This is a genomic window from Lentibacillus kimchii (assembly GCF_042666895.1).
Classification (GTDB): Bacteria; Bacillota; Bacilli; order Bacillales; family Amphibacillaceae; genus Lentibacillus; species Lentibacillus kimchii.
In genome coordinates, this window is sequence record NZ_JBHTGR010000004.1 from 72,797 (window position 1) to 88,321 (window position 15,525).

General features: G+C 44.4%; 14 protein-coding genes. All 14 read right to left on the reverse strand.

Annotated elements, in window-relative coordinates:
* Positions 1-10: 10 nt before the first annotated feature.
* On the reverse strand, positions 11-1,219 hold the full coding sequence (locus tag ACFQU8_RS02525) for an acyl-CoA dehydrogenase (protein WP_382357593.1): 1,209 nt from the start codon (positions 1,217-1,219) through the stop codon (positions 11-13).
* A gap of 222 nt (positions 1,220-1,441) precedes the next feature.
* Complete coding sequence (gene sufB, locus ACFQU8_RS02530; protein ID WP_382357594.1) at positions 1,442-2,839, reverse strand: Fe-S cluster assembly protein SufB; 1,398 nt, start codon at positions 2,837-2,839, stop codon at positions 1,442-1,444.
* A 42-nt stretch (positions 2,840-2,881) separates the two neighbouring features.
* Positions 2,882-3,307: a Fe-S cluster assembly sulfur transfer protein SufU gene (gene sufU, locus ACFQU8_RS02535; protein WP_382357595.1), complete on the reverse strand. Its 426-nt coding sequence runs from the start codon at positions 3,305-3,307 to the stop codon at positions 2,882-2,884.
* On the reverse strand, positions 3,297-4,514 hold the full coding sequence (locus ACFQU8_RS02540) for a cysteine desulfurase (RefSeq protein ID WP_382357596.1): 1,218 nt from the start codon (positions 4,512-4,514) through the stop codon (positions 3,297-3,299). Before ACFQU8_RS02540 ends, sufU begins: the two co-directional genes overlap by 11 nt.
* Positions 4,514-5,824 carry a Fe-S cluster assembly protein SufD gene (gene sufD / locus ACFQU8_RS02545; RefSeq protein WP_382357597.1) on the reverse strand — a complete coding sequence of 437 codons (1,311 nt, stop codon included), beginning with the start codon at positions 5,822-5,824 and terminating at the stop codon, positions 4,514-4,516. Before sufD ends, ACFQU8_RS02540 begins: the two co-directional genes overlap by 1 nt.
* A gap of 19 nt (positions 5,825-5,843) precedes the next feature.
* Positions 5,844-6,629 (reverse strand): Fe-S cluster assembly ATPase SufC, encoded by a 786-nt coding sequence (gene sufC / locus ACFQU8_RS02550; RefSeq protein WP_382357598.1) that lies wholly within the window; start codon positions 6,627-6,629, stop codon positions 5,844-5,846.
* Positions 6,630-6,936: 307 nt separating this feature from the next.
* Positions 6,937-7,896, reverse strand: coding sequence for an ornithine carbamoyltransferase (argF, locus tag ACFQU8_RS02555; protein WP_382357599.1), 960 nt, complete (start codon positions 7,894-7,896; stop codon positions 6,937-6,939).
* Positions 7,897-8,124: 228 nt separating this feature from the next.
* Positions 8,125-8,448, reverse strand: coding sequence for a thioredoxin family protein (locus tag ACFQU8_RS02560; RefSeq protein ID WP_382357600.1), 324 nt, complete (start codon positions 8,446-8,448; stop codon positions 8,125-8,127).
* Between the two features lie 9 nt (positions 8,449-8,457).
* Positions 8,458-8,811, reverse strand: a complete 354-nt coding sequence (locus ACFQU8_RS02565; protein ID WP_382357601.1) for a toprim domain-containing protein — start codon at positions 8,809-8,811, stop codon at positions 8,458-8,460.
* 130 nt (positions 8,812-8,941) lie between these two features.
* On the reverse strand, positions 8,942-9,325 hold the full coding sequence (gcvH, locus tag ACFQU8_RS02570) for a glycine cleavage system protein GcvH (RefSeq protein WP_382357602.1): 384 nt from the start codon (positions 9,323-9,325) through the stop codon (positions 8,942-8,944).
* 73 nt (positions 9,326-9,398) lie between these two features.
* Positions 9,399-9,755 carry an arsenate reductase family protein gene (locus ACFQU8_RS02575; protein WP_382357603.1) on the reverse strand — a complete coding sequence of 119 codons (357 nt, stop codon included), beginning with the start codon at positions 9,753-9,755 and terminating at the stop codon, positions 9,399-9,401.
* A gap of 162 nt (positions 9,756-9,917) precedes the next feature.
* On the reverse strand, positions 9,918-11,702 hold the full coding sequence (locus ACFQU8_RS02580) for an acyl-CoA dehydrogenase family protein (protein ID WP_382357604.1): 1,785 nt from the start codon (positions 11,700-11,702) through the stop codon (positions 9,918-9,920).
* Positions 11,703-11,773: 71 nt separating this feature from the next.
* Positions 11,774-12,949: an acetyl-CoA C-acetyltransferase gene (locus ACFQU8_RS02585; protein ID WP_382357605.1), complete on the reverse strand. Its 1,176-nt coding sequence runs from the start codon at positions 12,947-12,949 to the stop codon at positions 11,774-11,776.
* A gap of 20 nt (positions 12,950-12,969) precedes the next feature.
* Positions 12,970-15,369 carry a 3-hydroxyacyl-CoA dehydrogenase/enoyl-CoA hydratase family protein gene (locus tag ACFQU8_RS02590; RefSeq protein WP_382357606.1) on the reverse strand — a complete coding sequence of 800 codons (2,400 nt, stop codon included), beginning with the start codon at positions 15,367-15,369 and terminating at the stop codon, positions 12,970-12,972.
* Between the last annotated feature and the right edge of the window lie 156 nt (positions 15,370-15,525).

The following is a 15,525-nucleotide window of genomic DNA, read 5'->3' on the forward strand; positions in this document are numbered from 1 at the left end:
TTCCTCCCCGTTATAAATATTTCTTTAATTCTAATCTGGCAATCTGCCGTTGGTGAACTTCATCAGGACCATCCGCTAATCGGAGTGTACGTATATTCGCCCACTGTTCAGCGAGAACAAAATCATCGCTCACACCCGCGCCGCCAAAAGCCTGGATTGCCCGATCAATCACCTTTAATGCCATATTTGGCGCTACAACCTTGATCATAGCAATTTCGGCTTTTGCTTCTTTGTTGCCGACTGTATCCATCATATAAGCTGCTTTTAAAGTTAATAATCGAGACTGCTCGATTTCCATGCGTGATTCAGCAATCCATTGCTGGATAACACCCTGTTCTTCCAGTTTTTGACCAAAAGCCGCGCGTTCTTGTACGCGCTTACATAACGCCTCAAGCGCTCTCTCGGCAGTACCAATCGTGCGCATACAATGGTGGATTCGGCCTGGTCCCAGACGTCCCTGGGCAATGGCAAATCCTTTTCCTTCATCCCAGATCATATTTGCAGCAGGCACGCGAACATTGTTATAGGTTATTTCTGCATGCCCATGGGGTGCATGATCATACCCGAATACCGGAAGCATTCGCTCAATTGTTACCCCCGATGAATCAAGCGGAACAAGAATCATCGACTGCTGTTGGTGTTTAGGAGCTGACGTGTCCGATTTACCCATAAAAATGGCTATTTTGCATCTGGGATCGCCAGCACCGGAGGACCACCACTTTTTGCCATTAATAATATACTCATCACCATCTCTTGTGATGCTTGCCTGGATATTAGTTGCATCACTTGAAGCAACATCAGGCTCCGTCATGGAAAAACATGATCGTATTTCCCCAGCCAACAATGGATTAAGCCACTGTTGTTTTTGTTCTTCTGTTCCATATCTCGCCAGAACCTCTATGTTACCTGTATCCGGGGCGCTGCAGTTAAAAACTTCCGGCCCAATCATGGAACGCCCCATAATTTCACACAGCATTGCGTACTCCAGGTTCGAAAGTCCTGCTCCATATGTACTATCAGGCAAAAACAGATTCCATAACCCTTTCTCTTTAGCCTTCTGTTTTAGTTCCTCCATGACCGGCGGAACACGAGACCAGCGACTCGCCTGCTGATTCAGCTGTTGCTTGTAAATTGCCTCACTTGGATACACATGCTCTTCCATAAAGGTCGTTAATTCTTGTTGCAGTCGTTTTGTTTTGTCAGATAACGAAAAATCCATCTGCTATCCCCCTTAAAGTTCATACCTACTGGATAGTATGTTCTTAATATTAATATTATTATAACAAATAATTAATACATTTCAAGAAAATTCTTTGGAAAATATCAATTGAGCCAATGACATAACTCATGGCTGAAGCCTTTACGCTCTGGACCATGCTGGTACAACAAACAAAAAACCCTTGATGCGAACACTGTCGCATCAAGGGTTAAAACAATTAAATCAGCCGACTGATCCTTCCATTTCCATCTTAATCAAGCGGTTCATCTCAACTGCATATTCCATTGGCAGTTCTTTAGTGAACGGCTCAATAAAGCCCATGACGATCATTTCTGTTGCTTCTTGTTCACCAAGTCCGCGGCTCATCAAATAGAAGAGCTGCTCTTCGGATATCTTGGAAACTTTCGCCTCGTGCTCCAAGGAAATGTTGTCATTATTAATTTCATTATATGGAATCGTATCCGATGTTGATTCACTATCCATAATCAGCGTGTCACATTCGACGTTCGAACGGGCACCATAGGCTTTGCGTCCGAAGTCAACCATACCGCGGTAAGTGACCTTGCCGCCATTTTTGGAAATCGATTTGGATACAATGCTGGACGACGTATTTGGCGCCAAGTGATGCATTTTAGCACCAGTATCCTGATTTTGACCTTTACTGCCAATTGCGATGGATAACGTATCGCCTCGTGCACCTTCGCCTCTTAACCAAACGGATGGATATTTCATGGTTAATTTCGATCCCATATTGCCGTCAACCCATTCCATCATGCCGTTTGCATCAACGGTCGTACGTTTGGTGACCAAATTATAGACGTTATTAGCCCAATTCTGGATGGTTGTATAACGGCAGTAAGCATCCTTGTGAACAAAGATCTCTACAACTGCACTATGCAGTGAACTGGTTGTATAAACAGGTGCCGTGCAGCCCTCGACATATTGAACAGCTGATCCCTCATCAGCAATAATCAGTGTCCGTTCGAACTGACCCATATTCTCCGAGTTAATCCGGAAATATGCCTGCAGCGGTGTTTTGACTTGAACACCTTTAGGAACATAGATGAATGAACCACCGGACCAGACAGCCGAGTTCAAAGCAGAAAATTTATTGTCGGATGGCGGAATCACTTTGCCAAAGTACTTTTTGACCAATTCTTCATTCTCTTGAAGTGCTGAATCTGTATCTTTAAAGATAATGCCCTGTTCTTCCAGATCCTCTTGCATACTGTGATAGACAACTTCTGATTCATATTGTGCAGAAACACCGGCAAGATAATTCTGCTCAGCTTCTGGAATCCCCAGTTTATCAAATGTTTCTTTGATTTCCTTAGGCACTTCATCCCAAGTTTGCCCTTGACGTTCTGACGGTTTAACATAATAGACAATCTCGTCAAAGTCAAGTTCGGAGAGGTCGCCGCCCCACTGCGGCATTGGTTTTTTATAGAAAGTTTCCAGAGCCTTCAAACGATAATCGAGCATCCATTGAGGTTCTTCTTTCATATTAGAAATTTCCTCAACAACTTCACGCGTTAAGCCTTTTCCTGAACGAAATACTGAAACGTCCTTATCACTAAAACCATGCTCGTAACCTTCCATTTCAGGCACTTCTTTTGCCATGAAAAATTACCTCCTTAAAAGTGTTATACCTTCATCCGCTAACTATTCTTTAACACCTTTTTCCATTGCCTTCCAAGGCAAAGTGGCACATTTAATGCGGGCTGGGAACTGCGATACACCCTGTAATGCAGCAGCATCACCCATTTCGTCTGTATCGACTTCCTCGCCCAGCATCATATTTGAAAAAGCTTTCGACATATTCAAGGCATCTTCAAGCTTTTGGCCTTTAACAGCCTCAGTCATCATCGAGCAAGAGGCCATGCTGATGGAACACCCCTCACCGGTGAACTTAGCATCCTGAACCACACCATCTACTAGCTGCAACTGAAGCTGGATCCGATCGCCGCATGTCGGATTATTCATATCCACTGTCAGCGCGTCATTTTCAAACGTACCATTATTTTTGGGGTTCTTGTAATGGTCCATAATTACTTGTCTGTATAATGTATTAAGGTCGCTAAATGACATCGCCAAAAAACTCCTTCGTATGCAAAAGTCCCTCGACCAGGCGGTCAACCTCTTCTTCTGTATTATACAGATAAAAACTGGCTCGCGCTGTTGCCGGCGAATTCAGCCACTTCATCAGAGGCTGTGCACAGTGATGCCCTGCACGAACGGCAATGCCTTCCGCATCCAGCACCGTCGCCAGATCATGCGGGTGAACATTTAAATTGAAAGTAACAAGCGCCGTTCGTTCTTCCGGACCATATATGCTAATATCATCAATTGTTCGCAATTTTTTTAGTGCGTAATTAACTAAATTCTGTTCATGTTCCATGATAGCATTCATACCGACATTATTCAAAAAGTCAATTGCCGCTCCCAGTCCAATAGCACCTGCAATCACGGGAGTTCCGCCTTCGAACTTCCACGGGAGTTCCTTCCAGGTTGAATCATAGAAATCAACAACGTCAATCATTTCGCCGCCAAATTCGACCGGTTCCATGTTCTCCAGCAATGCCTGTTTGCCATACAAAACGCCAATCCCCGTTGGACCCAGCATCTTGTGACCGGAAAACGTATAGAAGTCACAATCCAAATCCTGAACGTCAACATTCATATGCGGTGCTCCCTGGGCACCATCAACAACTATAATCGCACCATTCTGGTGAGCGATATGTGCCATTTCCTTAACTGGATTGATCGTGCCAAGGACATTTGAAACATGTGAAATCGCCACAATTTTCGTGTGCTCTGTAACCGTCTCACGCACATCTTCCAAAGTGAGCGTTCCATCGCTCTGCATGGGTATATACTTCAATGCTGCTCCAGTTGCTTTAGCAGCCTGCTGCCAGGGAATAAGGTTACTGTGATGTTCCATTTCAGTGATGACGATCTCATCACCTGCCTGCAGATTAGGCCATGCATAGCTATAGGCTATCGTGTTAAGCGACGTCGTCGTTCCCCGGGTGAAGATAACCTCAGCTGTACTCGATGCATTAATGAACTGGCGCACCTTCTCCCGGGCACCTTCATATTGATCAGTCGCCCTCATACTGAGCGTATGCACACCACGATGCACATTGGCGTTATTCTCCCGATAATAGGCATCTACAGCATCAATGACCTGACGCGGCTTTTGCGACGTTGCCGATGAATCAAGATATACGAGCGGATAGCCATTTACGTCTTGGTGCAAAATCGGGAATTCATCCCGTACAGCTTTCACATCCATTAATAGACTTTCCTTTCTATAACTTGCCTCAACTGTGTTTTGACTGATTCAATAGGCAACTGGTTCACAACGGGAGCGAGAAAGCCATGAATGACCAAACGTTCAGCTTCCTGACGACGAATACCCCGGCTCATCAGATAATACATCTGCAGTGGATCGACCCGTCCGACTGAAGCAGCGTGACCGGCTTCAACATCGTCCTCATCAATCAGGAGAATTGGGTTTGCATCACCGCGTGCTTTCTCACTTAACATCAGGACGCGAGACTCCTGTCCTGCTACTGTTTTCGAGGCTCCGTCTTCGATTTTTCCAACACCATTAAAAACTGACCTGGCTTTATCGCGCATGACACCATGCTGCAGGATATTAGCTTCCGTGAATTTACCATGGTGCGTAATTTGCGATGTGAAGTTCTGCGACTGCTTATCACGGCCAACTGAAACCGTCCTGGCATTGGACACAGCGTTGTTGCCAAAGAGATTCGTTACATTTTCAGATACGGTATTTCCATCATTCATCTGGCCTAATGCCCATTCAATTCGTGCATCACGGTAAACACTGCCACGCCGGTTGATATAAACGGTTGTTCCGGCAGCAAAATTATCAACACCGCCAAAAGATATTTGCGCGTTATCATTAGCAATAACTTCCGTCACGATGTTTGCTGTTGTTTCCTGTTCAGTGTTCTCGGAAAAATAATTTTCAACATATGTCACTGAGCTGCTCTCTTCTGCAACAATTAAGACATGGTTGAAAAGAGCGGCTTCGGGATCTTCCTGCCAGAAAATTACTTGCAGCGGTTCTTCAATCTGAACATTTTTCGGAACATAGACGAATGCTCCGCCATTCATAAGCGCTGCATGAAGTGCTGTCAGCTTATGCTCGTCAACTGAAACGGCATCCTTCATATAATAGCGTTCAACAAGATCCGGATGTTCACGAGCTGCTGTGAAAATGTCGGTGAAAATGACGCCTTTATCCTTGAGTTCCTTGTTTATAGCTGCATAGGCTACAGTATTATTCCGCTGAATCAGTAAATTTTCCTGAGTGTTTTCATGATCAAGAAAATCCTGAATTGATGCCGGCAGCTTATCGAGCGAAGCAATTGTTTCCGATTTTGGAACGTTATGCTTGAAGCTGCTGAAATTCCATTTAGTAATATCCGTTTTCTCAGGTTCTGGCATCTCCAGTGATTCAGCCTGATCTAAAGCTTGAAGGCGTAAATCCCGCATCCAGTCTGGTTCATTATTTTCTTGTGAAAACTGACTGATATAATCTTTATCGTAGGACAGTTTTGTTTCGACAGTCATATTTACCCCTCCTAGCTTTTTAGACTTCTTGCCCAGAATTCTTGTCTTCAAGACCTGCTTCTTGCTTAAGCCATTCATAGCCTTCATCTTCAAGACGCTTAGCCAGATCAGGTCCACCGGATTTAACAACACGGCCATCAAGCATAACGTGAACCTGGTCCGGTGTGATGTAATTAAGCAGGCGCTGATAGTGTGTAATAATCAGGCAGCCGAATGAGTTGCTGCGCATCTCATTAACACCTTTGGCAACAACCTTCAAAGCATCGATATCCAGACCGGAGTCAATCTCGTCCAAAATGGCAATTTCCGGTTTCAGCAGCATGAGCTGAAGAATCTCGTTGCGTTTTTTCTCACCACCGGAGAATCCTTCGTTCAAATAACGCTGTGCCATGTTTTTATCAATGTCAAGTTCATCCAGTACCCTATCCATTTCTTTAATGAAATTCATCAGTGAAATTTCATTACCTTCTTCACGCTGAGCGTTAATGGATGAGCGCAGGAAGTCAGATGTTGTCACACCACTGATTTCACTCGGATACTGCATGCCCAGAAACAGACCAGCGTGAGCCCGTTCATCCACTTCCATATCCAGGACCTCTTTACCATCGAGAAGAACGCTGCCTTCTGTGATATCGTAATGCGGGTGCCCCATGATAGCCGAAGCAAGGGTTGATTTGCCTGTTCCGTTCGGCCCCATGATTGCGTGGAATTCGCCGCCTTTTATTGTAAGGTTAACACCTTTCAATATTTCATTTCCTTCAATTTCCACGTGAAGATTTTTTATCTCAAGAGTTGAGCCAGCCATTTCATTACCTCCATTTTCAATTATAGTGCCTTTATTTAGATATGGATAATTCTCATCCATTCTCAGTCTATACTTATTATTATTTTAAACCATTTTAAAAGTATTATCAACTGTCATCGTTTGCAGCAATGACTTTCAGTGACATCTTCCCTTTATTACGGGCTGCATTCATTATAATACATTTTAGTGTGTATATTAAATAAAACAATATAAAAACAGTGCCCGGAGTGGTTTCCGGACATTAATTCTTAGTCTGGCTCTTTTGAATGATACCGATCTCATTCATTTATGATACGTTTATCATGGTCTATCCCATTAAAGCCATCATTAATGCTTTCTGTGCATGCAGCCGGTTCTCCGCCTGCTGGAAAACGACGGACTGTTTCCCGTCAATCACGTCTGCCGTTACTTCTTCACCCCGATGCGCGGGGAGACAATGCATAAAAATTGCATCGTGTTTTGCTTCCGATAGCAATGCTGCATTAACCTGATAGGCTTCCAGCATTTGCTGCCTGTCTGTCTGTTCATATTCCTGTCCCATGCTGGTCCACACATCCGTATAAACAACATCAGCTCCCCGGATAGCGCTTACCGGTTCTGAGGTAATGGCCATCTTGCTTCCTGAATTTCCAGCGATGACTGAGGCTTTTTGTATAACACCTTCATCGGGCCGGCAGTGATCTGGTGTACCGATTGTTATATCCATCCCGGTCATCGCAGCACCGATCATTAATGAGTGAGCTACATTGTTACTGTCGCCTAAATAAGTCAGTCGGACACCCTTCAGAGCTCCCTTCATTTCCCTGATCGTCTGCAAATCAGCAAGCACCTGACAAGGATGATACATATCTGTCAGCCCGTTAATAACTGGAATAGTGGCATGAGCCGCGAATGTGTCAATCATGTCCTGTGAAAAAGTGCGAATCAGCATTCCATCCAGATAACCTGATAAAGCAGTTGCCGTATCAGCCATCGTTTCGCCTCTTCCCAGCTGCAGCTGATCCGCTTCCAGATAAATACCAGTGCCTCCAAGCTGGGACATACCTGTTTCAAAGGAAACACGCGTCCTTGTTGATGGTTTCATAAATAACATGCCAAGCACGCGTCCTTCTAATGGTTTACTATGAATACCTGCCTGCCAGTTATGTTTCATTTGCCCAGCCAATTCCAACAAATAAAACAGATCTTGTTTCTGATAATCCATAAGTCTTATAAAATCATGATTCAGCAGTTTTTCATCCGTTTTCACAGCCTTTTCCAGTTTCATGCAACCACCACCTTCCGCTTATTCAAATCAGATATTTTTAATAATCAATCAATAGGTTATGTATTATTATGCATTACATTTAATATAAATGCAATAATTATCAGAAATTTTTTGAGATCATTAAAAAAGCGCGAACGATGAAAGTCGTCCGCGCTCCAATCACATTTATGAACTTATATAATACAACAATCCACGGTATGAAACCTCTCAGCTTCATAGAGTCATGAATTAATCGTGCGTGCTTTGCACAAACAATTCCGGCTTGTATGTCATTAAAAAACTATAAATATTAGCTATGGATTTAAAAGCGTACACTTTATCCTTAATCGCACCATCTTCTTTAATCAAAAGGCATGGGACGCTTTCAACTTTATGCTCTTCCATGAATTGGGGATTGAGCGACGCATTCATTTCATAGAAAATACTCTGTTTATGAACAGACTCAATTTTATCAAGCATTGTCCTTGCTAGAGCACATGTACCGCAAAGCGGTGTATAAATAAACATTAAGTAGCGATCCTGTTGAATGGTGTCATCGGTTACCTGCAGCAAACAATCACCCTAAATCAAAAAAATCGGATTAACCGCTATTTGCTTCCCAGCCAGTTCGATCGCCAGCATATTTTCCGGTGTCGCGGCTACTTCGCGATATTCACTGCTTACATGAATATGCCGTGCGTGCGGAAGCTCACGCGCCAGCTGGCTGCGCAATCTGATGCCTGGGCTGTCTTCATCGGCTAAAATATACACATCCCGGTGGTCCAAGTCATACTGGTTAAGAAGCTCATCAAACTTTTCAACACCGAGTGTGCCATTCGTACAAACGACTTCTGCATCTTCCGCGATTATCTTTTTAACCTGTTTCTTATCGGATAATCCTTCTACAATAATAACTTTTTCTTGTTGATCTGTCATCCCTCTGACACTCCTCAAGCAAGATCGTGCTATTATTATATGATCAATGACGCATAAACATCCATAAGAGCTGATACGAGTATAAAAAGCCGCCATTCCTTCTTTAGGAGCAGCCGGCTTTTCACATTAATTAATCTTGACTAACAGCTTTTTCATATTGCTCAGCGGATAGCAGCTCGTCAACATCTCCTGGATTATCAGGTTCCAGAACAACCATCCATGCTTTATCATAAGGTGATTCATTAACTAATTCCGGACTGTCTTCCAATTCCTCATTAACTTCAACAACTTTTCCGCTGACAGGAGCATAAAGTTCTGAAACAGTTTTAACAGATTCAACACTGCCAAAAGGTTCATCCGTTTTTAGTTCGTCACCTGCCTCAGGCATCTCGACAAATACAACGTCACCTAGCTCATCCTGGGCAAAGTCAGTAATACCAATTCTTATTTGGCCGTCTTCCTTCTTGATCCATTCGTGTTCTTCTGTATAATACAATTCATTCGGTAAGTTCATCTGAATCCCTCCATCTGTAATCGGTCTTAATGTTACTATACTAGGCTGCAAACCATTTTTCTACCATTTTAGTTCAAAGCCATGCTGCCGTAAAGGTCTCCTCATTAAATCCAACCGTCACGTTGTCACCGTCAGTTACAATCGGCCGCTTGATCAGCATTCCGTCAGACGCCAGCAGTTCTGCCATATCATCTGCCGTCATATCATCGATTTTATCTTTAAGGTTCTGTTCGCGGTATTTTTTCCCGCTTGTATTAAAAAACTTTTTGGCAGGCAAATCACTTTTGTCCATATAATCAAGCAGTTCCTGTTTAGTCGGCGGATCATCCACAAGGTGAACGCTCGTATAATCGATGCTATGTGCATCAAGCCATTTCTTAGCTTTTTGGCACGTACCGCATTTAGGGTACCAGTAAAATGTTAACGCCATGCCTCTCTATCCCCTTTCCGTATAGCAATAAGTTTATTATAGCAAAAATGGGACAAGGGGGCGACCTGAAACGCCTTCTGAAAACAGACATCATTTTGTGCCGCCAAATAAAACCCCGGGTCTGGGTATCCAGAGCCGGGGTTTTAAACCGCTTATTTTTTATTAAACAACATATTTTTTAGTATCCAGAATTTTGGCAGCTATTTCCCGCTTTTTGGCAATGACATCGATTGGTGTATGACGGGTCAGTTTGCGCAGGGAGGACAGCATCATTTTCAGCGTATCCCCTTCTTCAATGGCGATAAGTGATTCCCTGGCTGCCGCTTCAATACGATTAAATGCTTCCTGAACATAAACTTGTGTATACAGCAGCTTTTGCTGATGCTTACTCTCGCCATCCTGATTAATAGCTTTTTCAGTACGCAAAATCACCGTTTCCATGTTATACACATCATTCACCATATCGGCCAGATTCACAAGAATTTCCTGTTCATTTTCAAGATTATTCTCGTATTTTTGTGCAGCAAGGCCAGCACCAAGCAGGATCATCTTCTTGCTGTTTTTGAGTAAATACTTCTCCTGCTCCAATGTATTATCGCCAACTTCTTCAGGCATCATCGTCATCAGCTCTTCCTGCAGGCTTTGAGCTTGTTGAAGGAGCGGCAGTTCTCCTTTCATGGCTTTCTTCATCAGTGTGCCCGGAACCAACAGACGATTAATCTCATTTGTGCCTTCAAAAATCCGATTAATTCGTGAATCACGGTACATCCGCGCTACTTCATAGTCCTCCATGAACCCGTATCCGCCATGCAGCTGGAGGGCTTCATCCACAACATAATCCATGCATTCGGTAGCGGAAAATTTATTCATGGAACACTCAATCTGGTATTCAGCGATGGCCCTCGCTACTTCTTTGCCGTCTTTCAGCTGTTCGTCGGTTAAGGAACCCATTCGCTGCTCAAACAAACCAACTGTGCGGTAAACAGCACTTTCATTCGCATACGTTTCGGCTGCCATCGTCGCCAGCTTTTCCTGTGTCAGTGAGAAACTGGCGATCGCTGTATCAAACTGCTTACGCTCATTAACGTAATCTGCGGCTAGTTCGATGCCGCGTTTAGAGCCGCCAACGCCTCCCATAGCAAGTTTGTAACGTCCAACGTTCAGGATATTAAAGGCAATTTTGTGACCTTTTCCTTTTTCACCAAGCATATTTTCAACCGGCACTTCAACATCCTCCAGGACTAATGTACGTGTTGACGAACTTTTAATCCCTAATTTATTTTCCTCAGGGCCCGTCGAAACACCCGGAAATTTGCGTTCAACAATAAAGGCAGAAAATTGATCACCATCAGCCTGAGCGTAAACAACAAATACATCGGCGAACGCTGAATTGGTAATCCATTGCTTCTCGCCATTTAAAATGTAATGGGTACCCGCTTCATTCAACATGGCCGTTGTCTTACCGCTCATAGCATCTGATCCGGCACTAGGTTCAGTCAGTGCGTAGGCAGCAATCATCTCACCGGTGGCAAGCTTCGGCAAATACGTTTGCTTTTGTTTTTCATTGCCAAAAAAGACGATTGGCAATGTACCAATGCCGACATGACCGCCATGGGTGATCGAAAATCCGCCGACACGAGCAAATTTCTCTGTAATAATAGCTGAACTGGTCTTATCCAGATTCAGCCCGCCATACTCCTCAGGAATATCGGCACCAAGCAGTCCAAGGTCGCCAGCTTTTTTCAATAATTCAACCGAATATTCAAATTCATGATTTTCCAGGTTATCAATCTTTGGTAAAACTTCACCATCAATAAAATCATCCGTTGTCTGAGCGATCATTTTGTGCTCTTCTGTAAAATCCTCAGGCGTTAAGATATCGTCAGCAGTGAGATCCTCCGTTAAAAACCCACCACCTTTAAACTGTTTTTCTTTGGTTTCGCCCATTTAAACTCATCCTTTCCTGTGTGAAATATTAAACCGTTTTTTCATGGGAACAGGTCTGTTTTCAAGCATCACTAAAGAAGCTCAAAAACACCCGCAGCTCCCATACCGCCGCCAATACACATTGTTACGACACCATATTGTACATTGCGCCGCTTCATTTCATTGATAAGACTTAAAGTCAGTTTCGTCCCGGTCATTCCCAGTGGATGTCCCAGAGCAATAGCCCCGCCGTTCACGTTAACAATGTCAGGATCAAGGTCCAGTGCCTGAATGACTCTTACAGACTGCGAGGCAAATGCTTCATTCAGCTCAATCAAACCAATGTCAGACAGGTCCAGACCAGCTATTTTCAATGCTTTAGGAACAGCCTCTACTGGACCGACACCCATGATCTCCGGTTCAACACCTGCCACGGCAAATGAATGAAATTTCGCAAGTGGCTCAAGTCCTTCAGAATCAGCTTTTTCGCGGTCCATAACCAAAACCGTGCCGGCACAATCGCTCATTTGCGATGAGTTGCCCGCTGTTACCGATCCCGTTCTCGAAAATGCCGGCTTTAATTTGCCAAGCGTCTCTTTGCTGGTTTCCGCACGCACCCCTTCATCCTTCTTAATTGTGAATGATTGCTCTTTCACCTTATTATCGCTGCCAATGACACGTTCGGTCACATCGACCGGAACAATCTCATCCTGAAACTTCCCTTCTTCTTGTGCCTTGGCAGCACGTTGATGACTGCGAACAGCAAATTCATCCTGTTCATCGCGCGAAATACCAAAGCGATTAGCCACCTCTTCGGCCGTATGCCCCATTTGCATATAATAGCCGGGTGCGTTCTGCACAAGTTCCGTATTAGGCTTAAGCACATGACCGCCCATTGGGATCAGGCTCATCGATTCTGCTCCGCCTGCAATGACTGTGTCACTGGCACCAATCATAATTTGTTCAGCTGCATAAGCAATGCTCTGCAGGCCTGATGAACAATAACGATTAATGGTAATACCAGGGACGGATTTATCCAGGCCGGCCAGTCCGGCGATGTTTCGTGCCATATTCATGCCCTGCTCGGCTTCCGGCATCGCACAGCCGATGATCACATCATCAATAGTGCCGTTATAATTATCAGCACGTCTCAGCGTTTCCTTTATCGTTAAGGCTGCCAGATCATCTGGTCTTGTATTAGCCAATGATCCTTTGTTGGCTTTTCCGACAGGGGTTCTTGAACCCGCAACAATGACTGCTTCTTTCACGTTTTTTCCCCCTCTTCAAATTAGTTTCGCAGTGGTTTGCCTTTTGTCAGCATGTGCTGCATGCGCTGCTGTGTCAGCGGCTCAGCGATCAGACTTAAGAACGCTTCACGCTCCAGATCAAGCATGGTCTCTTCATCAATCTCTGTCCCCTCTTTTATCCGGCCACCGGACAGGACATAGGCAAGCTTCTCGGCGACTTTCAGATCATGATCAGAAGCATAGCCGCTGAACTTCAATGACTTGGCCCCAAGCAGCATAGCGCCATAGCCTGCATCACCAGCAACCGGAATTTTCTCCCGTTTTGGCGGTTGATAACCGGCTTTGGCAAGCGCCAGGACCTTTTGTTTTGCATCATGCAGCAAGTGGTCAGCATTAACACTGACGGCATCGTTATTGTTCAGGAACCCGTTTTCGCGTGCTTCCTCCGCAGATGCTGACACGTTTGCTGTGGCCACTTTTTCAAACACATCAGCAGCCACCTTTGTAAGGTCAAAATCGACCCCTTTCGGCAAATGCCGCAATTCCTTTAAGTAGAGCTCCTTGGTGCCGCCGCCTCCCGGTATAAGTCCGACACCAGGTTCGACTAATCCCATATAAGTTTCCATCGAAGCCTGAATGGATGCTGCTGGCAAAGCCACTTCAGCGCCGCCGCCGACTGCCGTATTAAACGGTGCCGTAACAATGGGCTTCTCAGCATATTTAATGTTTAATCCCATGTTCTGAAACTGCCGGATAACCATATCCAGTTCAACAAAGTCCTCATCCTGTGCAGCCATCAGCATCATCCCAAGATGGGCACCGGCAGAGAAATGGTTACCCTGATTACCTATTACAAGTCCTTCGTAGTTTTGATTAACCTCATCAATTGCTTCATTAACCATTTTGATGCCATCCGGGCCAATGGCATTTCCCTGCGAATGAAATTCCAGCCCTAAGACACCATCACCCAAATCTATTAAACTGGCACCGCCGTTCGCTTTAACAACGCCTTTTTTATCTTTCAGGAGCTTGAGATCAATATTTTTCGGGTTAAAGTGTTCCTGCTTGTAGTCACCGTTATTGTAGAAATAGACATCACCGTTTTCCCTGCGATAAAAGGTCTCTTTTCCGGATTCCAGCATGTTCAGCACCCAGTCCGGAACGCTGGACCCTTCTTCCTGCATCCGTTCAACCGATTCACGTACACCGATGGCATCCCACGTCTCAAACGGACCGACTTCCCAGCCAAATCCCCATTTCATCGCCTGATCAATATTCACGATGTCATCCGCAATCGTGCCTGTCAGTTCAGCCGAATAAATGAACACTGGTTTTAATACGGACCAGACCAGATCACCTGCCCGGTCATCTTTTGCATTTATAAGCGTTTTCAATTTTTTAGCTAAATCTTTTTCCTGTTTGGCCGTTTCGGTTGCATTCGTTTTCAATTTTTGACGATCCTGATAGTCAAATGTATTCGTATTTAATTCATAAATGGTGCTACCGTTCTTTCCTTTTTGTTTTAAATAGAAACCTTGACCGCTTTTGGCGCCTATCCAGCCTTTTTCCTGCATTTTTCTCATAAAATCAGGCACTTGAAAGACGTCTCTTTCCGCACCTTCAACTTCCTTATGAACATTGTCAGCTACATGAATGAACGTATCCAGACCAACAACATCCAGTGTCCGGAATGTAGCACTTTTCGCCCGTCCGATAAGTGTTCCTGTCACTGAGTCGACTTCACCAACACTGTAACCGCCACGCAGCATTTCCTGAACCGTAACGAGCAATCCGTACGTGCCGATCCGGTTAGCGATAAAGTTAGGGGTATCTTTTGCTTCAACCACCCCTTTTCCGAGCACATCTTCGCCGAATGTTTTCATAAATGCCAGGACGTCTGGATCAGTAGCCTCTGTCGGTATAATCTCAAGCAATTTCATATAGCGAGGCGGATTGAAAAAATGCGTTCCCAAAAAGTGTTTCCGAAAGTCTTCGGAACGGCCTTCAGCCATCGCCTCTATAGAAATGCCGGATGTATTGGAGCTGACGATCGCCCCTTCCTGGCGGTACTTATCAATAGTGGCATAAACCTTCTGCTTAACGTCCAGATCTTCAACAACCACCTCAATGATCCAATCCACATCGGCTAATGCTTCGATATCATCTTCCAAATTCCCAACCTGGATCAAGTCAAGGCTCTTCTTCGTTGCTATGGGTGATGGATTCTGCTTCAGCAAGGCCTTTTTGCTGTCGCGGGCACTGCGATTCCTTACAGTCTCGTCTTCCAGCGTCAGACCTTGTTTCGCTTCACGTTCAGTCAATTCACGCGGAACAATATCGAGCATCATTGTCGGAATACCTGTGTTCGCCAAGTGAGCTGCAATACTTGAGCCCATGACACCGGAACCTATAACGGCACCACGCTTGATTGATCGCTTCATGGTATAGCCTCCCTCTTCTGTTTGAATGAATACTCATTCATTTTAGCTGAAAATAATAAGATAGAACCCTATCTCCTTATTAAACAGTGTACGTTATATTCTGATAGTTCGCAATAAAATTGGGTGATTTTTTAATAAATTAGTAAAATACTTTCA

Coding starts and splice junctions, on each gene's coding strand:
- ACFQU8_RS02575 (WP_382357603.1), bottom strand. CDS start 9,755: ATGGCGTTAACATTTTACTGGTACCCTAAATGCGGTACGTGCCAAAAA.
- ACFQU8_RS02565 (WP_382357601.1), bottom strand. CDS start 8,811: ATGACAGATCAACAAGAAAAAGTTATTATTGTAGAAGGATTATCCGAT.
- ACFQU8_RS02540 (WP_382357596.1), bottom strand. CDS start 4,514: ATGGATGTGAAAGCTGTACGGGATGAATTCCCGATTTTGCACCAAGAC.
- sufU (WP_382357595.1), bottom strand. CDS start 3,307: ATGTCATTTAGCGACCTTAATACATTATACAGACAAGTAATTATGGAC.
- ACFQU8_RS02525 (WP_382357593.1), bottom strand. CDS start 1,219: ATGGATTTTTCGTTATCTGACAAAACAAAACGACTGCAACAAGAATTA.
- sufB (WP_382357594.1), bottom strand. CDS start 2,839: ATGGCAAAAGAAGTGCCTGAAATGGAAGGTTACGAGCATGGTTTTAGT.
- sufC (WP_382357598.1), bottom strand. CDS start 6,629: ATGGCTGGCTCAACTCTTGAGATAAAAAATCTTCACGTGGAAATTGAA.
- ACFQU8_RS02590 (WP_382357606.1), bottom strand. CDS start 15,369: ATGAAGCGATCAATCAAGCGTGGTGCCGTTATAGGTTCCGGTGTCATG.
- ACFQU8_RS02580 (WP_382357604.1), bottom strand. CDS start 11,702: ATGGGCGAAACCAAAGAAAAACAGTTTAAAGGTGGTGGGTTTTTAACG.
- sufD (WP_382357597.1), bottom strand. CDS start 5,824: ATGACTGTCGAAACAAAACTGTCCTACGATAAAGATTATATCAGTCAG.
- argF (WP_382357599.1), bottom strand. CDS start 7,896: ATGAAACTGGAAAAGGCTGTGAAAACGGATGAAAAACTGCTGAATCAT.
- gcvH (WP_382357602.1), bottom strand. CDS start 9,325: ATGAACTTACCGAATGAATTGTATTATACAGAAGAACACGAATGGATC.